This is a genomic window from Streptomyces sp. NPDC002619 (assembly GCF_042889305.1).
Classification (GTDB): Bacteria; Actinomycetota; Actinomycetes; order Streptomycetales; family Streptomycetaceae; genus Streptomyces.
In genome coordinates this window covers 44,914-65,103 of the sequence record NZ_JBIAQV010000016.1, presented here as the reverse complement: position 1 = coordinate 65,103, position 20,190 = coordinate 44,914, and the positions used below count along the sequence as shown (strand labels likewise).

Below are 20,190 nucleotides of genomic sequence, written 5' to 3'. Positions count from 1 at the left end.
AGCCTGTCAACCGCGTAAAGCACGCCCCAAGAGCCCACCCCGGCAGCGGCGCGACTCAGCCGAGCCTGACCCGGGCCAGCTGTCGGGACTGGGCGACCAGACGGTCCTGGCTGTCCCAGACCTCGGCGTCCTCCTCCAGGAAGCCGCCGGCCAGGTTGCGGGTGGTGATCGACACCCGCAGCGGGCCGGGGGCCGGGCGGTGACGCACGTGCACGGTCAGCTCGACCGTGGGCACCCAGCCGGACAGGCCGAGTTCGAAGGCGGTCGGCGGCAGGGCGTCCACCGCGAGCAGCAGGGAGAAGGGGTCGGCGTCCCGGCCGTCCGCGAGGCCGATCCAGGCGCGCATCTCGCCCTTGCCGGACGGGGAGCCGAGCGCCCAGCCGAGGGTGGCCGGGTCGAGCTTGAGCATCAGCCGGTCGGCGATGGCGGAGCTGCCGGAGACCGGGGCGGGACCGTCCTCGGGGCCGAAGCACTGGTCCATGGGCGGCATCGCGGGCGGCTTCGCCGTCGTACGGACGTCGTCGGGGAGCGTGTCGAGGTCGCCGTAGGAGGCGAGGACGCGGATGCGCTCGACCTCGTTGCCCTCGTCGTCGTACTGGAAGAGGGACGCCTGGCCGGTGGAGAGGGTGCGGCCGGTGCGCACGGTCTCGGTACGGACGACCGCCGGGCCCGGCTGGGAGGCGGTCAGATAGTGCGCGGAGATCGTGAACGGGTCGGGGTGCGGGAGGGCGTCCGCGAGCGCCCGGCCCAGGACGGCCAGCAGATAGCCGCCGTTGACCGCGCTGATAATCGTCCAGCCGACGGAGAGATCGATGTCGTAGACGCCGGGCTCGCGGCGGGTGACGGTCGTGTCGCGGTCGAACTCGCTGTCGCCGATCACGGCCTGCGCGTCGGATGCGGTAGCTGCTTCAGGCATGCATGAACGGTACAACATATGATTACTAAGCAGTAGCTTTGCCTAAGGGTGAGATGTGGGCAATTTCTTGGTAAGTATCCGCAGTCGTCCATAAACCTGACATCCCACCTCCCCCTCTATGAAGACATGAGCCTCACCGGGACTCCGTTCCTCTACACCCTGATCGTGTTGTCCGTCGTCGCCGTCGTGCTCCCGCTCGCCCTGTGGTCGCGGATCCGGGGGCCGCAGGCGCTGCGCGCCGCGGCCCGGATGCTGATGCTGGTGTTCGCCCAGGGGACGGCTGTCGCCCTGGTCTTCGTCCTGGTCAACAACGAGAACAACCTCTACGACAACTGGGCCGACCTGCTCGGCACCGGCAACGAGGTCCAGCAGGCCGCGAACCTGGGTGCCGACGGCACAGGCGGCATCGTGCCGGACCGGCTGCCCAGGGTCCGGCAACGGTTCACCGAGGCAGGCGACGGCGTGCACGTCACCCAGCTCAAGGGCCGGGTCTCCGGGGTCAACGCCGAGGTCTACCTCTGGCTTCCGCCGCAGTACGGCGACCCCGCCTACCGGCACCGGAAGTTCCCGGTCGTGGAGCTGCTGCCGGGCTATCCCGGGTCGGCGAAGGCCTGGTTCGGGTCGCTGAAGGCGCAGGAGCAGCTGCTGCCGCTCATGCGGAGCGGACAGGTGGCGCCGTACATCCTGGTGGCGCCGCGCACCAATCTGCTGGCCGGCGTGGACACCGGCTGCGCGAACATCCCGGGCACGGTCAACGCGGACAGCTGGCTGAGCGTCGACGTGCCCAAGATGGTCATGGACAACTTCCGCGCCGAGTCCGCACCGGCGGGCTGGGCGGTCGCCGGGTACTCGGCGGGCGCGCACTGCGCGGTGAAGCTCGCGGTGGCCCACCCAGACCGTTACCGCGCCGCCGTGAGCATGTCCGGCTACAACGACCCCGTCGGTGAACGCAATTCACTGGCCGCGCAGACCCCGGCCCTGCGCGCCGCGAACAACCCCTATCTGCTGCTGCGCAGGCGGGCCGTGCCGCCCCGGGTCGCCCTGTACGTGTCCGGGCAGCCGCACGACGGCTACGAGGCGGGTGTGGCCCTCGAGTCGGTCGCCAAGGCGCCGACGACCGTGCACGTGGTGTTCCTGCCGCGCAGCGCCGGCGGACACACCATGGCGCTGTGGCGGCCGCAGGTGGGCCCGGCGTTCCGGTGGCTGACCCTGCAGATGGGTCAGAGTCACGTCTGGGCCGGCGCTATTCCTCGGTCACCGTCGACCGGCGGTTCCACGCACGCGGCGCTCGCCAGTGGAAGCGCATCGCGAGCAGGCGCAGGACGAAGGCCGTGACGACCGCGGTCCCGCTGGTGAACGGGGTCAGCGCGTCGTAGCGGATGCAGACCGCCACCATGATGGCGCCGACGATCGCGGGAACCGCGTACAGGTCGCGGTCCCAGCGCAGCAGCGACGGCACCTCGTTGGCGAGGACGTCGCGCAGCACACCGCCACCGACGGCGGTGGCCAGTCCCAGGGCCGCGGACGCGGCGAGGTTCAGGCCGTAGGCGTACGCCTTGATGGTGCCGGTGACGCAGAACAGACCGAGACCGGCCGCGTCGAAGACGTTCACGCCGACCTGGATGCGCTCCACGTGCGGGTGCAGGAAGAACACCAGGAGGGCGGCGAACAGCGGGGTGATGAAGTACCCCAGATCCGTGAAGGCCGCCGGGGGCACGGCCCCGATGACGAGGTCCCGGAACAGCCCGCCGCCCAGCGCGGTGACCTCGGCGAGGACGGCGATACCGAAGACGTCGAAGTTCTTGCGTACGGCCAGCAGGGCGCCGGAGATGGCGAACACGAAGATGCCGATGACATCGAGCGTGTGCTGGATGGAAGGGTTGAAAAGTTGCTGGAGCACCCTGACATTCTCACCCGAAAACGAGCCCCCGCCTTACATTGCAAGGCGGGGGCTCGTTCGGAGCTTCGGGCGTTACTTGTCGGTGGCCTTCGGCTCGGTGGACTCCGACGCTTCGGCAGCGTCGGCGTCGGGCTCACCGGCAGCCTCGGACTCGGGCTCGCCCGCGGCCTCAGCGGCAGCCTCGGTCTCGGGTTCGGCAGCCTCCGCCTCGGCAGCAGCCTCGGCCTCCGCCGCCACTTCCGCCGCCACCGCGGCCGACGTCTCGGCCGACTCCGCCAGGACCTCGTCGGCGACCAGCTCGGCCGCCTCCTTGGCGACGGTCAGCAGCACCGTGTCCTGCGGGGCCTGGTCCTCGAAGTTCTCCGGGTGGTGGCAGGCCACGCGCTGGCCGGGCTTCAGCTCCAGGAGCAGCGGCTCGGTGGTCCGGCAGATCTCCGTCGCCTTCCAGCACCGGGTGTGGAAGCGGCAACCGCTCGGCGGGGCGATCGGCGAGGGCACGTCGCCCTTGAGCAGGATGCGCTCGCTCTTCGCGTTCTTCCGCTTCGGGTCCGGGATCGGCACGGCCGACATGAGCGCCTTGGTGTACGGGTGCATCGGCGCCTTGTACAGCGACTCGCGGTCCGCCAGCTCGACGATCTTGCCGAGGTACATCACCGCGATCCGGTCCGAGACGTGCCGGACGACCGAGAGGTCGTGCGCGATGATCACGTACGTCAGGCCGAGCTCCTGCTGGAGGTCGTCGAGGAGGTTGACGACCTGCGCCTGGATCGACACGTCGAGGGCCGAGACCGGCTCGTCCGCCACGACCAGCTTCGGGTTGAGCGCAAGCGCACGGGCGATGCCGATGCGCTGGCGCTGACCGCCGGAGAACTCGTGCGGGTAGCGGTTGTAGTGCTCGGGGCTGAGACCCACGACCGACAGCAGTCGCTGCACTTCCTTCTTGATGCCGCCCTCGGGTGTGACGCCCTGGAGCTTGAAGGGAGCGCCGACGATCGTGCCGATGGTGTGGCGCGGGTTCAGCGAGGAGTACGGGTCCTGGAAGATCATCTGCACGTCGCGGCGCATCGGGCGCATGCGGCCCATGCCGAGGTGCGTGATGTCCCTGCCCTCGAACTCGACCTTGCCGGCCGTCGGTTCGAGTAGCCGCGTGATCAGCCGGCCCATCGTCGACTTGCCGCAGCCGGACTCGCCCACGACACCGAGCGTCTCGCCGGCCTTGACCTCGAAGTCGAGGCCGTCGACCGCGCGGACCGCGCCGACCTGCCGCTGGAGCAGGCCCTTGCGGATCGGGAAGTGCTTCTGGAGGCCGGTCACCTTCAGCAGGGTCTCGCCGGGAGCGGCGTCCTTGCTGAGGGTGGCACCGTCACTCTGCGCGGGGATCTTCACTGCTTTTTCGTCGCTCACAGCTTCGGCGCAATCTCTTCGGTCCAGATACGCTCCCGCTGCTCCTGCGTCATGTGGCAGGCGGCCCAGTGCTGGCTGCCGACCTCGGTCAGCTCGGGGCGGACCGTGCGGGTGACGTTGTCCTTGGGGATGTCGGCGTACGGGCAGCGCGGGTTGAAGGCACAACCGGACGGGACGTTGATCAGGGAGGGAGGGGAGCCCTTGATCGGGACGAGCCGGTCGGTGTCCTCGCGGTCGAGGCGCGGCATCGAGCCGAGCAGACCCCAGGTGTAGGGGTGGCGGGGCTCGGAGAACACCGTCTCGGCCGGGCCGCGCTCGATGCATCGGCCGCCGTACATCACGAGCAGGTCGTCGGCCATCTCGGCGACGACCCCGAGGTCGTGCGTGATCATGATGACCGCGGAGCCGAACTCCTTCTGCAGATCCCGGATCAGGTCGAGGATCTGCGCCTGCACGGTGACGTCCAGGGCGGTGGTCGGCTCGTCCGCTATGAGCAGCTCGGGGTTGTTCACCAGCGACATCGCGATCATCGCTCGCTGGCGCATACCGCCGGAGAACTCGTGCGGGAAGCCGTCCACGCGCTTGTTGGGCTCCGGGATGCCCACGCGGTCCAGCATCTCGACGGCGCGCTGCCGGGCCACCTTCTTGGACACCTTGTGGTGGACCCGGTAGGCCTCGATGATCTGCTGCCCGACCGAGTAGTACGGGTGCATGGCGGACAGCGGGTCCTGGAAGATCATCGCCATCTTCCGCCCGCGCAGCCGGCGCACGTCGTCGGGATGGGCACCGATCAGCTCCTGGCCGTCCAGCCACACCTCGCCGGAGACCTTGGCGTTGACCGCGCGGTGCAGACCCATGACGCCCAGGGAGGTGACGGACTTTCCGGAACCGGACTCACCGACGATGCCCAGGGTCTTCCCGCGCTGCACGTCGAAGCTCACGCCGTCGACGGACTTGACCAGACCGTCGTCGGTGTTGAAGTGGATGCGCAGATCGCGGACGGAGAGGAACGCGTCGTCGGCGTCGGTGGGGGCGACGGTGGCCGGTTCGCCCAGCGCCGCCTTTTCGAGCTTGCTCACGAGTACCTCACGCGGGGGTCGATGGCTGCGTACACCAGGTCGACGATGAGATTGCAGAAGACGATGAAGAACGCGGCGACCAGGGTCACGCCCATGACGATGGGCAGGTCGTTGTCCCTGATGGCCTGGATCGAGTACGCACCGATGCCCTGCAGGGAGAAGACGGTCTCGGTGAGCACCGCCGTACCGATCAGGGTGCCGAAGTCCATGCCGAAGATGGTGACGATCGGCGTCAGCGCGGCGCGCAGGCCATGCTTGGTGACGACCGTCCTCTCCTTGAGTCCCTTGGCACGGGCCGTTCTGATGTAGTCCTCGCCCATCGTCTCCAGCATGCCCGCCCGGGTGAGCCGGGCGTAGAGGGCGGAGAAGAGGAACGCGAGGCTGATCCAGGGCAGCAGCAGGTGCCAGGCCCAGTCGGCCGGGTTCTGGGTGAACGGCACATAGTCGGTGCTGTCCCAGATGGGCCACTGGTAGATGAACAGCACGTTGATGATCTGACCGGTGAAGAAGATCGGGAGCGAGACGCCGGCGAGCGCGATGAACATCGAAATGCGGTCCACCGGCTTGCCCTTGCGCAGCGCCGAGATGACACCGGTCGTCACGCCGAAGATCAGCCACATCACGGCCGCGCCGATCGCCAGCGAGAAGGAGACCGGGATGCGCTCGGTGAGCTGGGGCCAGACCTCGACGTGGCTCTTGAAGGAGTACCCGAAGCAAGGTGCGGAGCAGTGTGTCGCGTCAGGGCCGAACTTGTAGTCGGCGCCCACGAACAGACCCTTGAGGTAGTCCCAGTACTGGATGTAGATGGGCTGGTCGAAGCCCAGGTTCCTCTTGATCGCGGCGATGGACTCGGGATTGGCGTCCTTGCCGACGTACTGGGTAGCCAGCTGGGTGGCTGTCTGACCGCCGAGGCGGGGGACCAAGAAGAAGATGGCGAAGGTGACTGCGCTGACCACCAGCAGCAGTACCAAGGCGCCGAAGACGCGTCGGATGATGTACGCAGCCACAGCTGTGCGGCTCCGGGTGGCCGGGACGAGGAGTGTCCGCCCCGACCACCCGGTGCCTTCACCTGCCTTTCAGGGGTATCCGGCCTGTGCTTACTTCGACGAGCTCAGCAGCAGGTAGTCGTACATGCCGAGGTACGCCTGCGTCACCGTGACGTTGGTCGCGGACGTCGGCCGGACCAGCAGGTTCTTGCGGTAGACGAGCGGGACGACCGAGGCGTTGTCGAGGACCATCTTGTCGATGTCACCCCAGGCCTTGGTGCGGGCCGCCGAGTCGGTGTTGGCGATCGCCGACCTCAGAGCGCTGTTGATCTTCGGGTCGTTCAGCTCCATCAGGTTGTTGCCACCCGACGGCTTGATGGCCGCACCGTTGATGATCTGGTCCAGGAAGCCGTAGCCGGTCGGCCAGTCGGCACCCCACGCCATGGAGAGCATGCCCAGCTTGTGCGCGTGGACGTAGCTCGGGACACCCGCGAAGTTGGCGAAGTACTTGCCGGAGGGGAACTGCTTGATGTCGACGTTGATGCCGACGCCCTTCAGCGAGTTCTGGATCGCGGTGGCCTGGGCGACCTCGGCGGGACGGTCGGAGCGGGCCGTCAGCGTGGTGGAGAAGCCGTTCGGCTTGCCACACGCCTTCAGCTCTTCCTTGGCCTTGGCGGCGTCACCCTTGTGCCCGGCGGACGGGTAGGCGTCGAACTTGGTGTAGCCGTTGACCGACGGCGGCAGCAGCGTGGTGGCCACGTCGCCCTTCGGCGTGCCGCCGATGGCGTCGAGCACGGACTGCTTGTCCATGGCCCACTGGACGGCCTTGCGGCAGTGGACGTTGTCGAACGGCGCCACGTGCACGTTCAGCGCGATGTACGAGGTGGCACCCGCGTACGAGTTGTCCGTCTGCTTCGAGTACTTACCGCTCAGGACCTTCGGCTGGGTCTGCGGCTGCACACCGGTGCCCGCGATGTCACCCGTGATCTTGTCGGCCAGCAGGTCGTTGTCGATCGTGACCGGGTTGACCTTGAACTTGACCGAGATCTTCTCGGGCAGCGCCTTGCGGACCGGGTCGGTCTTCTGGTCCCAGTTCGTGTTGCGGACGAGGGTGGCGCTGCGGCCTTCCTCGTACGACTCGAACTTGTAGGGGCCGGAGGAGACGATGTGCTGCACGTACTTCGCGCCGTCGTCCTTCGCCGCCGGCACGGGGGCCGTCTGCGAGAAGGTCGCCAGGTAGTCGAAGTCGGCGAACGGCTGGTTCAGCTTGAAGACGATCGTCTGGTCGTCCGGGGTCTCGATCGACTTCAGACCGTCGGGGGACTTGTCCTTGTAGGGACCCTTGTACTTGTCGCCACCGATCAGGTAGCTCTTGAAGTACGTGGGGCCGTTGGACAGCGCCTCCGGAGCGAAGTTGGAACGCTCGATCGCGTACTTCACGTCCTTGGACGTGATCGGCGTGCCGTCGTCGAACTTCAGGCCCGAACGCAGCTTGTACGTCCAGGTCTTGGCGCCGTCGCTGGGCGTGCCCAGGGACTCCGCGAGGTCCGGGACGACCGTGAGGCCGTCCTTGCCGGCGGCCGGCTTGAACGTCACGAGCGTACGCGCGTAGAGGCGCGAGAAGTTCTGGACGAACCCGTAGTACGTGTTGCCCGGGTCCAGGGAGTCGGGCACGTCGGAGTCCTCCAGCGTGACCGAACCCCCCTTCTTGTTCGAGACGTTGACGATGGCGTCGAGCGCCGCGTCCTTCTTGGCGGTGCCGCCACCACCACTGTTGTCGTCCTTGCCACCCCCGCCACCGCACGCGGCAGCTCCGAGCGAGAGTGCCAGCACCGACGCCACAGCGGCGGTAACCCTTCTCGTCTTCACCTGAGAAAAGCCCCTCTATCGATGGATCACTTGCTGCGAGGGTCGAGTGCGTCACGCAGCCCGTCACCCAGCAGGTTGAATGCCAGGACCGTGATGAAGATCGCGAGTCCGGGCACGAACATGTACTGCGGATCCGCTGTGTAGAGATCCACGGCGTTGCTGAGCATTCCGCCCCAGGAGGCCTGCGGCGGAGCGATGCCGACTCCGAGGAAGCTCAGCGCAGCCTCGAAGAGGATGTTCGTCGGGATGATCAGCGTCGAGTAGACGAGGATCGGCGCGACGAGATTGGGGAGCAGCTCCCGGAACAGCACGTACGGACCGCGTGCCCCGAGACTGTGAGCGGCCTCGATGAACTCCCGCTTGCGCAGGCTCATCGTCTGGGCGCGGACGATACGGCCGATGTACGGCCAGCTGAAGAAGCCGATCACGAAGATCAGCACGCAGATACGCAGCGACAGCCCGTTGAGTCCGAAGAACCCGTCCTGCACGGACGCCGAGATGGCGATGGCGAACAGCAGGAGCGGGAAGGCGAGGAAGGTGTCCATCAGCTTGCTGATGAGGCTGTCCACCCAGCCGCCGTAGTACCCGGCGACGACGCCCAGGACGGTGCCGATCACGACCGACAGGAGCGTGGCACCACCGGCGACCAGGAGCGAGACCCAGGAGCCGTCGATGATACGGGCGAGCATGTCACGGCCGTACTGCGGCTCGATGCCGAGCGGGTGCGACCAGCTCATGCCGCCCCAGCCACCCTTGGGGGCCAGCAGCGCCGGGTCGATGAGGTCCTGGTGGAACTTGTCGGGGTCGAGCCCGAAGATCCACTCGATCGGCTTGGCGAGCACCGCCATCAAAACGAGCAGTACGACGACCACGCCACCCGCAACGGCCACCTTGTCCCGCTTGAAACGGGTCCAGGCGATCTGCGTGAGTGAACGGCCTTCGATCTGGCTCTTCTTGACCCCGGAGAGCACGGCCTCGGGCTGTGCGCCAGCCTCCGCGCCGGTGGTCTCGATCGGTGCGGTCACAGTGACCCGACCCCTCTCGCCGGCGGTGACCGGCCTTTGTCCGCCGCTGTGGGCGGCCTCGTTCGCTTACTTTCCGCGCGACCTGTGTCGTGATGCGACCCAACTGTCCCATCGGTCCCGTACTGATGCCGATGGGCACCAGTTCGCAGGATCGGTGGCCTCGCGTCTGAGAGGGGAGTCTTCAACGCCGTCACGATCACACGCCAGATGTGATGGAGAAAGTATGCGCAACCGTGATGCCTACCTAAGGATTCCGTTATCCGAACGTAAGAAACCGACCTCCGGACGCAACGACACTCCTCAACCGCCCGACGCACCCCACCCTCAATTCATGCCACGCCCCGCCCTGTTGCGACGGACGCCGCACATGTGACCTGAGCCACACAAAACCGTCCTAACGCGCACGTACCAACGTCAGTGCTCCATTGCAAATTTGAAGGTTCCCCGAGGAAGTGTTCTACCTTCGTGCGCGGCGGGCACGTCACCTGCCGGCAGGTTCACAAGAGCAATCCCACATCGGTCGGCGGCAGACTTGAACCCGGGCTCAGTAGGGCCGAGGGCCCGGATACCCGTACCCCGCCGCCGGGGACTGGACCGGCGCCGCGTGGGACTCACGGTCGTAGAACGGGCGGGCGCCTGCCCGCATCCACATCACGACCGGGTCGTACTCGTCGGACATCGCGACCGTCGACACCGGCAGCCCGTCCGGGACGGCGCCGATGGACTGCTGCATCATCGCGCGCACCGAGTCGACCGCGAGTGGGGACGTGTCGTAGACGTCCAGGCCGATGGCGAGGTACGGCGCCCCGAGCTCCGGCTGGACCCAGGCGCGGCGCAGGGAGCGGACCGCCGGGGTGCGGTGGGCGTTCTGCGCGAGCAGGGCGTAGAACTGCGGGATCTCGATTCCGGGTTCGGACAGCCGCAGCGGGCCCGCGGGCTGGCGGTCCAGGCCGGTCGCGATGCGCCGCAGGTCCAGCCAGGGGATGCCGAGGCCGCCACCCGGGGCGTGCGGGTTGAGCCAGAGGCCGTACTGGTCCGGGAAGAGGGTGCGGGCGACATCGACTCCGTCGACCACCTCGTACGAGCGGTTCCAGCCGCTGGCTGAGAGCTCCTGGGCGGAGGTGACGCACGGGGCGTACCCGTAGCCGCCGACCTCCATGTTCCCGTACTGGGCGTCGGGGGAGCCCGCCTGGCCGTGCCACAGGAGCATCCAGATCTGGCCGGAGGAGGGGGTCGCGAGGACGCGCAGCAGTGCCTCGTAGGCGTCGTAGCGCCCGGGCGTGACTTGGCGCAGCGTGTCCTCGACGCTGGCGCTGCGGCTCGGGCTCACTTGAGTTACCGCCCCTCGATAAGTCACCCCGTGTTGGGGACAGCTTAAGCGCCCACCAGCTCGGGACCTGTTGTTCGTTCGCGAGTGGGGGTGCGTGGTGCTCTCTCGCGCCCACGCGGCGGAGCCGCAAATCGGTACAGCCCCGCGCCCCTTCGGGGCGCTTCTCAGTGGCCGTGTTGGTAGAACGGCCGGACGTTTTCCCTCATCCAGTGGCCCACCGGGTCGTCCGCCACGTCCAGGAGGACCAGGTTGACCGGCCACTGGATGGGGACTTGAGCGAGGGCCCTGCCCAGGGACTCCAGGGGCAGGGCGCGCAGGTCGCCCTCCCACTGGGAGAGTTCGACCCCGACGAACATGACCGGGTCGGCCGTCTCTATCGCCGCGAGGCAGCGGCGCGCCGTGGCGATCACGCCCGTCGCCGCGAACTCGGCGGAGGCGGCGGCCAGGAAGTCGACCGGGTCGTCCTGCCAGTCGGGTTCGAAGAGGCGGACGCGACCGCCGCTCGCGGGGCCGTCGAGCGAGGTGCGGCCCGCACGGCACAGCTCGGCCACCGCGTCCGGCGGCAGCGGGACACCGACCACACCGCCCGGGTTGACGGCGATGCCGATCTGCGGGGGCAGACCGCGGGCGAACTCGACCGCGGGGGCGATGGTGTACGACATGTGGGGGCCGACGACCTGGCGGAACTGCTCCTCGGAGCTGAACACCGGCACATACACCTGGCCGTCGATCTCCGTCGTGGGCAGGTCCAGCGGGCCGCTGTGCGGGCCGCCGCCGGAGGGCAGGGGTATCCACACGAAGCTGCGGCCCAGGACTTCCACGATGCGGCCGCCTGCCGAGGGGACGCCGAGGGAGGCCGAGAGGACCTCCTCCAGTTCGTTGCCCGGCCATCCGCCGTGCGGATGGGGGTGCGCCTGTGCCGGGAGGTCCGCGGGAAAGTCCGCCGGGATGTCCATCTGCCTACCGCCTGCTGGAAACCACTGGTCTGGCTGGAAAGGCTAGCGGGTGGCGGTGACAGCCCTTCAATCCGAGAAGCCGATCCGGCGCAGGACGTCCGCCGCGTCCCGGTCGAGCAGCACCGCCGAGCCGCAGCCCTCGGGCAGCGCGCCCTGCTCCACCGAGCGCAGCAGACGGGCGGCTGCCCTGCGGTGGCGCAGGAAGGCGTAGCGGGAGACGCCCCGGCCGCGCTCGCGCTGGCCCGCGAGTGCCGTGTCGGGGGTGACGTCGAGGAGCAGCAGGTGCAGGGTGCCGCTGCGCCGGCGGGCCTCGCGGGCCAGCCAGCCGCGCACCCAGGCCTGGGTGCCGCAGTCGTGCACGACGACGCCCTCGCCGGAGCGCAGGGCCCTGCGCAGTCCGGCGAAGTGGGCGAGGCGCACCAGGGGGCGGTAGAGGGCGTAGGGGAGGAAGCGGGGGGTGCGGGCGTCCCAGCGGTCGCGGGTGTCCTGGGAGTCGACGCGGACGCCGCGGACCGCGCGGTGCATCAGCGTCGACTTGCCGCTGCCGGGCAGGCCTGCGATCACGACGAGGTCGCGGGGGCCGAAGAGCAGGTGGTGGGGGCTGCGGCCCGAGCGTTCCCGCAGGTCGCGGACGACAGGGGCCGGCTGCTCGGTGCAGCGCTCGCGGGCCTGTGCTGCGGGCTCCTTCGGCAGTGCGAGGCCCGTGGTCGTGGCGTACGCCGTGGTCCTGTTCACCGTGAATCGTCCTCCCCTTGGGCTCGGAGATCACCTGCCCGTCAAGTGTAAAGAGAAGGTAATGCGTGCTGTCCCGGGTTTCGTGCGCGTACGGCCACAGGTCGGTTACAGACGTGGCCTGCCGCGCGGCCGCCGGGCGTGCAATGATGTGCGCGCAAACTGCATACCGGCCGCTTGAATCCGCGCGGGAGAGTCCCCGGCAGTACGTACACCGGGGCGCCGAAGGAGCAAGTCCCTCCCTTGAATCTCTCAGGCCCCGTTACCGCGCGGGCGAGGCACATCTGAAAAGCGGGCCGCTGTGACAGTGGCTCCACCCAAGGTGCAAACCGTGATCGTCGCCGCGACGGTGGTCATGGTGAACCTCTCAGGTTCCGATGACAGATGGGGAGGAACGACCTCGCCCGTCATTTCCTGGGAGACGACCGTCCGATGAGCAGTACCGAATCCTCCGCCGCGCCGCGCCGGACCGCACTCGACGCGCTGCACCGTTCGCTCGGCGCGACGATGACCGACTTCGCCGGCTGGGACATGCCCCTGCGGTACGGCTCAGAGCGCGACGAGCACCTCGCCGTGCGCACCCGGGCCGGCCTCTTCGACCTCTCCCACATGGGCGAGATCACCGTCACCGGCCCGCAGGCCGCGCAGCTGCTGAACTACGCCCTGGTCGGCAACATCGCCTCCGTCGGCGTCGGCCGTGCCCGCTACACCATGATCTGCCGGGCCGACGGCGGCATCCTGGACGACCTGATCGTCTACCGGCTGGACGAGGCCGAGTACCTGGTCGTGGCCAACGCCTCCAACGCCCAGGTGGTCCTCGACGCTCTTGTCGAGCGTGCCGCCGGCTTCGACGCCGAGGTCCGCGACGACCGGGACAACTACGCGCTGATCGCCGTACAGGGCCCCGAGTCCCCCGCAATCCTCAAGTCGCTCACCGACGCCGACCTGGACGGCCTGAAGTACTACGCCGGCCTGCCCGGCACGGTCGCCGGTGTCCCCGCGCTGATCGCGCGCACCGGCTACACCGGCGAGGACGGCTTCGAGCTGTTCGTGGCGCCGGAGCACGCCGTCGAGCTGTGGCAGGCGCTGACCAAGGCCGGCGAGGGCGCGGGCCTGATCCCCTGCGGTCTGTCCTGCCGCGACACGCTGCGCCTGGAAGCGGGCATGCCGCTGTACGGTCACGAGCTGAACACCTCCCTGACCCCGTTCGACGCGGGGCTCGGCCGGGTCGTGAAGTTCGAGAAGGAGGGCGACTTCGTGGGCCGCGAGGCGCTGGCCGAGGCCGCGTCCCGCGCCGAGTCGAACCCGCCGCGCATCCTGGTCGGACTGGTCGCCAAGGGCCGCCGGGTCCCGCGCGCAGGGTACTCGGTCGTCGCGGGCGGCGCGGTGATCGGCGAAGTCACCTCGGGTGCCCCCTCGCCCACGCTGGGCAAGCCCATCGCCATGGCGTACGTCGACGCGGCGCACTCGGCGCCGGGCACGGCGGGCGTCGGCGTGGACATCCGGGGCAGCCACGAGCCGTACGAGGTCGTGGCGCTGCCCTTCTACAAGCGCCAGAAGTAGACACTGGGCGCGGTCACCGTGTGACCCCACGCACGTTTCGCCTGCTCACGAGCAACTCCAGCAGTCCCCATTCACCAGCACACTCCCGCGTACAGGAGAATTCAGGCCATGAGCAACCCCCAGCAGCTGCGCTACAGCAAGGAGCACGAGTGGCTGTCGGCCGCCGAGGACGGCGTCTCGACGGTCGGCATCACGGAGTTCGCGGCCAACGCGCTCGGCGATGTCGTCTACGCCCAGCTCCCCGAGGTCGGCGACACGGTCACTGCGGGCGAGTCCTGCGGCGAGCTGGAGTCGACCAAGTCGGTCAGCGACCTGTACTCGCCGGTCGACGGTGAGGTCACGGAGATCAACCAGGACGTCGTCGACGACCCGTCGCTGGTGAACTCGGCCCCCTTCGAGGGCGGCTGGCTGTTCAAGGTGCGCGTCGCGGGCGAGCCGGCCGACCTGCTCTCCGCCGACGAGTACGCCGCCCACTCCGCCGGCTGAGAGGTCGCAGAGCACATGTCGCTTCTGAACACCCCCCTGCACGAGCTCGACCCGGACGTGGCCGCCGCGGTCGACGCCGAACTGCACCGCCAGCAGTCCACGCTGGAGATGATCGCGTCGGAGAACTTCGCTCCCGTCGCGGTCATGGAGGCGCAGGGCTCGGTCCTCACCAACAAGTACGCCGAGGGCTACCCGGGCCGGCGCTACTACGGCGGCTGCGAGTACGTCGACGTCACCGAGCAGCTGGCCATCGACCGGGTCAAGGAGCTGTTCGGCGCCGAGTACGCCAACGTGCAGCCCCACTCGGGTGCCTCCGCCAACCAGGCCGCCCTGTTCGCGCTGGCCCAGCCCGGTGACACCATCCTCGGTCTGGACCTGGCCCACGGCGGGCACCTGACCCACGGGATGCGGCTGAACTTCTCCGGCAAGCAGTTCGACGTGGTCGCGTACCACGTGGACGCCGCGACCGGCCTGGTCGACATGGCCGAGCTGGAGAAGCTCGCCAAGGAGCACCGCCCGAAGGTGATCATCGCGGGCTGGTCGGCGTACCCGCGGCAGCTGGACTTCGCCGAGTTCCGCCGCATCGCCGACGAGGTCGGGGCCTACCTGTGGGTCGACATGGCGCACTTCGCGGGTCTGGTCGCGGCCGGTCTCCACCCGAACCCGGTGCCGTACGCGGACGTGGTCACCTCCACCACCCACAAGACGCTGGGCGGCCCGCGCGGCGGCATCATCCTCGCGAAGAAGGACTTCGCGAAGAAGCTGAACTCGTCCGTCTTCCCAGGCTTCCAGGGCGGCCCCCTGGAGCACGTGATCGCGGCCAAGGCGGTGTCCTTCAAGGTCGCCGCCTCGGAGGAGTTCAAGGAGCGCCAGCGCCGTACGGTCGAGGGCGCCCGCATCCTCGCCGAGCGGCTGACGGCGGCCGACGCCCGCGAGGCCGGCGTGAACGTCCTGACCGGCGGCACGGACGTGCACCTGATCCTGGTGGACCTGCGCGAGTCCGAGCTGGACGGGCAGCAGGCCGAGGACCGGCTCGACGAGGTCGGCATCACGGTCAACCGCAACGCGGTCCCGAACGACCCGCGCCCGCCGATGGTGACCTCCGGTCTGCGCATCGGTACGCCGGCCCTGGCGACCCGCGGCTTCACGGCCGAGGACTTCGCCGAGGTCGCGGACGTGATCGCGGCCACGCTGAAGGCGCCCGCTCCCTTCGGGGAGGCCGACGCGGCGGCGCTCAAGGCCCGGGTCACCGCCCTGACCGACAAGCACCCGCTGTACCCCGGTCTGGGCAAGTAGTCCCCTTTTGGTCGGGGTGTCGCGCACACTCGTACCTGAGAAGTGAGCGCGGCACCCCGCACCGCACCCGCACCACCACCCCCCGCTTGAGGAGTCCCCGTGGCCGTCTCGGTCTTCGACCTGTTCTCGATCGGCATCGGCCCGTCCAGCTCCCACACGGTCGGCCCGATGCGCGCCGCACGCATGTTCGCCCTCCGGCTGCGCAACGAGGGCGTGCTCGACTCCGTCGTGTCGATACGCTCCGAGCTGTACGGCTCACTCGGCGCCACCGGCCACGGGCACGGCACGCCGAAGGCCGTCCTGCTCGGTCTGGAGGGCGCCTCGCCGCGCACCGTGGACGTGGAGGGGGCGGACGAGCGGGTGGCGGCGATCAAGTCGTCGGGCCGCCTGCGTCTCCTCGACGAGCACGAGATCGCGTTCGACTTCGACGCGGACCTGAAGCTGCACCGCCGCAAGGCACTGCCGTACCACGCGAACGGCATGACGATCTGGGCGTACGACGCCTCGGGCGCCGAGCTGCTGTCGAAGACGTACTACTCGGTGGGCGGCGGCTTCGTCGTCGACGAGGACGCGGTCGGCGCGGACCGGATCAAGCTGGACGACACGGTCCTCAAGTACCCCTTCCGCACGGGCGACGAGCTGCTGCGCCTGACCAAGGAGACGGGCCTGTCGATCTCCTCGCTGATGCTGGAGAACGAGCGGGCCTGGCGCACCGAGGAGGAGATCCGCGAGGGTCTGCTGGACATCTGGCGGGTGATGCAGACGTGCGTGTCGCGCGGCATGTCCCGTGAGGGCATCCTGCCGGGCGGTCTGAAGGTACGCCGCCGCGCGGCCGTCTCCGCACGCCAACTGCGCGCCGACGGCGACCCGTTGGCGCACGCGATGGAGTGGATCACGCTCTACGCGATGGCGGTGAACGAGGAGAACGCGGCGGGCGGCCGGGTGGTCACGGCCCCCACGAACGGCGCGGCGGGCATCATCCCCGCGGTGCTGCATTACTACATCAACTTCGTGCCCGGCGCCGACGAGGACGGCGTGGTCCGCTTCCTGCTGGCGGCCGGCGCGATCGGCATGCTCTTCAAGGAGAACGCGTCGATCTCCGGCGCCGAGGTCGGCTGCCAGGGCGAGGTCGGCTCGGCGTGCTCGATGGCGGCGGGCGCACTGGCCGAGGTACTCGGCGGCAGCCCGGAGCAGGTCGAGAACGCGGCCGAGATCGGCATGGAACACAACCTCGGCCTCACCTGCGACCCGGTCGGCGGCTTGGTCCAGATCCCCTGCATCGAACGCAACGGCATGGCCGCGGTCAAGGCGGTCACGGCGGCCCGCATGGCGATGCGCGGCGACGGCTCCCACATGGTGTCCCTGGACAAGGTCATCAAGACCATGAAGGACACCGGCGCCGACATGAGCGTGAAGTACAAGGAGACGGCCCGGGGCGGGCTGGCGGTGAACATCATCGAGTGCTGACGTGCCGGTTGGGGTAGACAACAGTCAACTCCTGTCACCCCACTGACACTTCAGGGAATACCCGCATGCTGCACGGCATCGATGTGAGCGCGTTTCAGTCCTCCGACTACGACACCGACGGCAGTTCCTTCGTCTTCATCAAGGCGACGGAGGGGCGTTCGTACGTCAATCCACGGCTCAGTGCCCAGACCAAGACCGCCCGTGACGCCGGGCTGGTCGTCGGCTTCTACCACTTCCTCTGGCCCGGCAACCTCACCGCCCAGGCCGAGTACTTCGTCAAGCACGCCCCCGAGAAGGCGGGCGACATCCTCGCCATCGACTGGGAGACCACGAGCGAGGGGACTCACGCGAGCAACGCGGAGAAGGACCTGTTCATCCGCAAGGTGAAGGATCTTCGGCCCGGCCATCAGGTCGTCCTGTACTGCAATCGCAGCTATTGGCTGACCGTCGACACCACGTCCTACGCCGGCGACGGCCTCTGGATCGCCGACTACGTCACCGCGGGCAAGCCCCGCATCAAGGCGAAGTGGCGCTTCCACCAGTACACCAGCGACCCGCACGACAAGAACGTGGCCGACTTCGCGAGCAAGGACGCCCTGCGCTCGTGGGCCAAGGAAGGCTGAGGCGCAGGGCGGTTGCCGGTGAGGGACTAACCCCGGAACTCCGCCGGGCGTTCCGGGGACGCCTCCGCCAGAGCCTTCGTGACTCCGTCCACGCCCTCGCGGAGGCCGTACACCGGGGTCCCGGGCTGCTGGCGCCAGGAGTCGGCGATGCCGCCCGTGTCGACCGTGTCGAAGCCGAGTTCGTCGATCAGGGTCCGGACCTTCGCCTTGGCCGCCGCATCGTCGCCGGCCACCGGGAGGGCCAGGCGGTCGGGGTCGCCGGCCGGCCGGGGCCGGTCCAGGATGTCCTGGGCGAAGGTGCCGTTGAAGGCCTTGATCACGGGGTGGCCGATCTGCTGTTCCGTCCAGCGGCTCTCGGTGGTGCCGTCGTCCTCGATCCCGGCGATACGGCCGTCGCGCTCGCGCGGGTAGTAGTTGCCGGTGTCGATCACGGCGACGTCCCCGGCCGCCCCGTCCAGCAGGCCGGACGGGAGGTTCGGGACCGCCTTCACGGGGACTGTGACCACGACGATCTCCGCGCCGCGCGCCGCCTCCTCGACCGGGACAGGCGTCGCGCCCGTCTCCTGGGCTAGTTCGGTGAGCGTGTGCGGGCCGCGTGAGTTGGCCACGGAGACGTCGTGGCCGAGGGCGGCGAGCCGTCGCGTGAGGTTGCCGCCGATGTTGCCCGCGCCGATGATGCCGATCTTCATGACAGGCCCTTCCGGGATTGATGCATGCGCATGCGTCTGTGGGCAACATCAACCCCGGAGGGCAGGGGCGTATTCCGGGACTGCGGCAATCGGGCGAGGCCCTCGGATCCGTACGACGATCTTGCCCGTGTGCCGATTGGACTCCATCAGCCGGTGCGCGTCCCGGATGCTGTCCAGACCGTCGAAGACCTCGCCGACGACGGGGCGCAGGGTGCCGTCCGTGGCAGACCGAGCGCGAGGCCGGTCGGCTGCGCGGCTGGGCCGCCGCACTCGCGGACCCGGCGGTCGCGGCGGAGCTGCGCGCGATCCACGCCGACCCGGCGCACGCCTGGACGGTGGCGGAGCTGGGCGCCACCGGCGGGCTGTCGCGGGCGGCGTTCGCGCGCCGGTTCGCCGCGCTGGTGGGCGAGCCGCCGCTGACGTATCTGACGTATCTGACGTGGTGGCGCATGACCACGGCCGGCCGGCTGCTGCGCCACGACGATCTCTCCCTGCGCCAGATCGCCGAACGCATCGGCTACGCCTCGGAGTTCGCCTTCGCCTAGGCGTTCAGGCGGTAGGACGGGCTGGCGCCGGGCCAGTACCGCAGGCGTACGGCATGACAACGGGGGCGCCCGGTCGGACGCCCCCCGTTGCGCTCGGGTCACTTGCTCAGGTACGCCCAGAACTCGTCGAACGACAGGACCTTGTCGCCGTTGAGGTCCCGCTGCCTGATGATGGACTCGGCCACCGACTCGGTGACGTTCCAGTCGCCTCCCTGGGCGAGGGCGGACTTCAACTCGGCGGCGGTGATGAAACCGTCACCGTCCGCATCGATCCGCTGGAACTGCTTGCGTGCTTCCTCGATGTCCGGCACCGATCCGCCCCTTTTTGTTCGTGTTGCTCATGCCGTTCTGGCGTACTGACGCAGGTCAGATTAACGGCCCGCGCGGGCTTCCAGTGCAGCGACCACCCAGGCGAAGTCCTCCTCGTGCGCGGGCTCGGGTGTTCCCTTGAGCGTGGCCAGCAACTCGCGGTAGCGGGCGAGCCGTACGTTGTGGGACGCCTTCATGCGCTCGAGGACGGCGGCGTGGTCGGCGTTGCCGAGCAGGTCGCTCAGCACCCGGTCGGCCTCGGGCGCCTCGGGCGCGATGCCCTGCTCGCGGGCCCGCCCCACCAGTTCGACGAGCCGCTTGAAGAACCACATGGACGCCCCGGCCGGTGTGTCGGATCCCCGGTCGGCGGCGTTGAACTCGGCCGCCTGCCGCATCTGGGCCCGGAATTCGGGGTCCTGGATGAGCTCGGCCAGCTCGACCCAGGCGTCGACCTGCTCGGGCGTGGGATCGTCCGGCAGGGAGAGCGCGGAGGTGCGCATCCGCTCGCGGATGTCGGGGTCCGCCGTGTCCAGCCCGTGGAACAGCTCCTCCACGAACTCCTCCAGGATCCGCCTGCGTTCGGCGGCCGACAGCCGTGCCAACTTGTTCATCAGGGTCATCTCCTCCGCTGTGGAACCACGTCGTGCCACGGTCGACAGCACCGCCCGGGTCACCTTCAGCGAGCTGATCTGCGCGTCCAGGGCCGTCACATGCGCGGCCGCGACCTGCGCCACCGTCGTCTCGCCCGCCAGCACCTTGCGGACGTCGTCCAGGCCGAGGCCCAGCTCGCGCAGGGTGCGGATGAGTTCCAGGCGGGCGGCGGACTCGGCGTCGTACAGCCGGTAGCCGCCCGTGGAGCGGGCCACGGGGGTCAGCACGCCCTCGTCGGACCAGTAGCGGATGGTGCGCACCGTGAGGCCGGTGGCGCGCGCCAGCTCGCCGATGGTGAGAAGCCGGGTGCTGTCGTACGGGGGGTCTGGGGGGTGGCCCCCCGGATATCGCAGCATGTCTGGGA

19 protein-coding genes, 2 pseudogenes and 1 riboswitch are annotated in these 20,190 nt (G+C 69.1%); of the genes and pseudogenes, 7 read left to right on the top strand and 14 right to left on the bottom strand.

Annotated elements, in window-relative coordinates; translation table 11 throughout:
• Nucleotides 1-55: 55 nt before the first annotated feature.
• Entirely contained in the window at nucleotides 56-916 is an 861-nt protein-coding gene (locus ACFYXB_RS24370) for a thioesterase family protein (RefSeq protein ID WP_389585842.1), read from the bottom strand.
• Nucleotides 917-1,042: 126 nt separating this feature from the next.
• Here ACFYXB_RS24370 and ACFYXB_RS24365 point away from each other — a divergent pair, with 126 nt between their 5' ends.
• Entirely contained in the window at nucleotides 1,043-2,251 is a 1,209-nt protein-coding gene (locus ACFYXB_RS24365; protein WP_351349768.1) for an alpha/beta hydrolase-fold protein, read from the top strand.
• Here the strand turns inward: ACFYXB_RS24365 and ACFYXB_RS24360 are convergent.
• The 9 genes from ACFYXB_RS24360 to ACFYXB_RS24320 all read right to left on the bottom strand — a co-directional run bounded on the left by ACFYXB_RS24360 (nucleotide 2,160) and on the right by ACFYXB_RS24320 (nucleotide 12,200).
• Nucleotides 2,160-2,816, bottom strand: coding sequence for a trimeric intracellular cation channel family protein (locus ACFYXB_RS24360; protein WP_389585838.1), 657 nt, complete (start codon nucleotides 2,814-2,816; stop codon nucleotides 2,160-2,162). The two genes, ACFYXB_RS24365 and ACFYXB_RS24360, sit on opposite strands and share 92 nt — an antisense overlap.
• Nucleotides 2,817-2,888: 72 nt before the next feature.
• Entirely contained in the window at nucleotides 2,889-4,202 is a 1,314-nt protein-coding gene (locus ACFYXB_RS24355; RefSeq protein ID WP_389586067.1) for an ABC transporter ATP-binding protein, read from the bottom strand.
• A 14-nt stretch (nucleotides 4,203-4,216) separates the two neighbouring features.
• Nucleotides 4,217-5,299 (bottom strand): ABC transporter ATP-binding protein, encoded by a 1,083-nt coding sequence (locus ACFYXB_RS24350; protein WP_351349762.1) that lies wholly within the window; start codon nucleotides 5,297-5,299, stop codon nucleotides 4,217-4,219.
• On the bottom strand, nucleotides 5,296-6,306 hold the full coding sequence (locus ACFYXB_RS24345; RefSeq protein ID WP_351349760.1) for an ABC transporter permease: 1,011 nt from the start codon (nucleotides 6,304-6,306) through the stop codon (nucleotides 5,296-5,298). The genes ACFYXB_RS24350 and ACFYXB_RS24345 overlap by 4 nt, the downstream gene beginning before the upstream one ends.
• A gap of 90 nt (nucleotides 6,307-6,396) precedes the next feature.
• Nucleotides 6,397-8,154, bottom strand: coding sequence for an ABC transporter substrate-binding protein (locus ACFYXB_RS24340; protein WP_389585836.1), 1,758 nt, complete (start codon nucleotides 8,152-8,154; stop codon nucleotides 6,397-6,399).
• A 26-nt stretch (nucleotides 8,155-8,180) separates the two neighbouring features.
• Complete coding sequence (locus tag ACFYXB_RS24335; protein WP_389585834.1) at nucleotides 8,181-9,179, bottom strand: ABC transporter permease; 999 nt, start codon at nucleotides 9,177-9,179, stop codon at nucleotides 8,181-8,183.
• Between the two features lie 544 nt (nucleotides 9,180-9,723).
• Nucleotides 9,724-10,509 (bottom strand): enhanced serine sensitivity protein SseB C-terminal domain-containing protein, encoded by a 786-nt coding sequence (locus tag ACFYXB_RS24330; protein ID WP_389585831.1) that lies wholly within the window; start codon nucleotides 10,507-10,509, stop codon nucleotides 9,724-9,726.
• Between the two features lie 164 nt (nucleotides 10,510-10,673).
• Entirely contained in the window at nucleotides 10,674-11,465 is a 792-nt protein-coding gene (locus ACFYXB_RS24325) for an enhanced serine sensitivity protein SseB (RefSeq protein ID WP_389585828.1), read from the bottom strand.
• Between the two features lie 66 nt (nucleotides 11,466-11,531).
• Nucleotides 11,532-12,200: an AAA family ATPase gene (locus tag ACFYXB_RS24320; RefSeq protein ID WP_389585825.1), complete on the bottom strand. Its 669-nt coding sequence runs from the start codon at nucleotides 12,198-12,200 to the stop codon at nucleotides 11,532-11,534.
• A 175-nt stretch (nucleotides 12,201-12,375) separates the two neighbouring features.
• A riboswitch (glycine riboswitch) is annotated at nucleotides 12,376-12,475 on the top strand.
• A 154-nt stretch (nucleotides 12,476-12,629) separates the two neighbouring features.
• On the opposite strand from ACFYXB_RS24320, the gene gcvT reads away from it, so the two are divergent.
• The 5 genes from gcvT (at nucleotide 12,630) to ACFYXB_RS24295 (ending at nucleotide 17,632) form a co-directional block, all read left to right on the top strand.
• Nucleotides 12,630-13,760: a glycine cleavage system aminomethyltransferase GcvT gene (gcvT, locus tag ACFYXB_RS24315; RefSeq protein WP_389585822.1), complete on the top strand. Its 1,131-nt coding sequence runs from the start codon at nucleotides 12,630-12,632 to the stop codon at nucleotides 13,758-13,760.
• A gap of 108 nt (nucleotides 13,761-13,868) precedes the next feature.
• Nucleotides 13,869-14,246 carry a glycine cleavage system protein GcvH gene (gene gcvH, locus ACFYXB_RS24310; RefSeq protein ID WP_389585819.1) on the top strand — a complete coding sequence of 126 codons (378 nt, stop codon included), beginning with the start codon at nucleotides 13,869-13,871 and terminating at the stop codon, nucleotides 14,244-14,246.
• 15 nt (nucleotides 14,247-14,261) lie between these two features.
• A complete protein-coding gene (gene glyA, locus ACFYXB_RS24305) occupies nucleotides 14,262-15,542 on the top strand; it encodes a serine hydroxymethyltransferase (RefSeq protein ID WP_389585816.1) in 1,281 nt (426 codons plus the stop codon).
• 99 nt (nucleotides 15,543-15,641) lie between these two features.
• Entirely contained in the window at nucleotides 15,642-17,009 is a 1,368-nt protein-coding gene (locus ACFYXB_RS24300) for an L-serine ammonia-lyase (RefSeq protein WP_389585814.1), read from the top strand.
• A gap of 65 nt (nucleotides 17,010-17,074) precedes the next feature.
• Nucleotides 17,075-17,632: a glycoside hydrolase family 25 protein gene (locus ACFYXB_RS24295; RefSeq protein WP_389585811.1), complete on the top strand. Its 558-nt coding sequence runs from the start codon at nucleotides 17,075-17,077 to the stop codon at nucleotides 17,630-17,632.
• 26 nt (nucleotides 17,633-17,658) lie between these two features.
• Here the strand turns inward: ACFYXB_RS24295 and ACFYXB_RS24290 are convergent, their stop codons facing one another.
• Nucleotides 17,659-18,321 carry an NADPH-dependent F420 reductase gene (locus ACFYXB_RS24290; protein WP_389585808.1) on the bottom strand — a complete coding sequence of 221 codons (663 nt, stop codon included), beginning with the start codon at nucleotides 18,319-18,321 and terminating at the stop codon, nucleotides 17,659-17,661.
• A gap of 48 nt (nucleotides 18,322-18,369) precedes the next feature.
• Nucleotides 18,370-18,540: pseudogene (locus ACFYXB_RS24285) on the bottom strand (zinc-binding dehydrogenase); the annotation flags it as partial.
• Nucleotides 18,541-18,542: 2 nt separating this feature from the next.
• Here ACFYXB_RS24285 and ACFYXB_RS24280 point away from each other — a divergent pair.
• Nucleotides 18,543-18,866, top strand: a pseudogene (locus tag ACFYXB_RS24280) (helix-turn-helix domain-containing protein); the annotation flags it as partial.
• 98 nt (nucleotides 18,867-18,964) lie between these two features.
• Here ACFYXB_RS24280 and ACFYXB_RS24275 read toward each other — a convergent pair.
• Complete coding sequence (locus ACFYXB_RS24275; RefSeq protein ID WP_351349726.1) at nucleotides 18,965-19,177, bottom strand: EF-hand domain-containing protein; 213 nt, start codon at nucleotides 19,175-19,177, stop codon at nucleotides 18,965-18,967.
• Between the two features lie 60 nt (nucleotides 19,178-19,237).
• Entirely contained in the window at nucleotides 19,238-20,182 is a 945-nt protein-coding gene (locus tag ACFYXB_RS24270; RefSeq protein ID WP_389585804.1) for a MerR family transcriptional regulator, read from the bottom strand.
• Between the last annotated feature and the right edge of the window lie 8 nt (nucleotides 20,183-20,190).

What these genes read in the sequence shown, in the direction of transcription:
- ACFYXB_RS24370 (WP_389585842.1), bottom strand. Translation starts at nt 916, where the DNA reads ATGCCTGAAGCAGCTACCGCATCCGACGCGCAGGCCGTGATCGGCGAC.
- ACFYXB_RS24365 (WP_351349768.1), top strand. Translation starts at nt 1,043, where the DNA reads ATGAGCCTCACCGGGACTCCGTTCCTCTACACCCTGATCGTGTTGTCC.
- ACFYXB_RS24325 (WP_389585828.1), bottom strand. Translation starts at nt 11,465, where the DNA reads ATGGACATCCCGGCGGACTTTCCCGCGGACCTCCCGGCACAGGCGCAC.
- gcvT (WP_389585822.1), top strand. Translation starts at nt 12,630, where the DNA reads ATGAGCAGTACCGAATCCTCCGCCGCGCCGCGCCGGACCGCACTCGAC.
- gcvH (WP_389585819.1), top strand. Translation starts at nt 13,869, where the DNA reads ATGAGCAACCCCCAGCAGCTGCGCTACAGCAAGGAGCACGAGTGGCTG.
- glyA (WP_389585816.1), top strand. Translation starts at nt 14,262, where the DNA reads ATGTCGCTTCTGAACACCCCCCTGCACGAGCTCGACCCGGACGTGGCC.
- ACFYXB_RS24295 (WP_389585811.1), top strand. Translation starts at nt 17,075, where the DNA reads ATGCTGCACGGCATCGATGTGAGCGCGTTTCAGTCCTCCGACTACGAC.
- ACFYXB_RS24290 (WP_389585808.1), bottom strand. Translation starts at nt 18,321, where the DNA reads ATGAAGATCGGCATCATCGGCGCGGGCAACATCGGCGGCAACCTCACG.
- ACFYXB_RS24270 (WP_389585804.1), bottom strand. Translation starts at nt 20,182, where the DNA reads ATGCTGCGATATCCGGGGGGCCACCCCCCAGACCCCCCGTACGACAGC.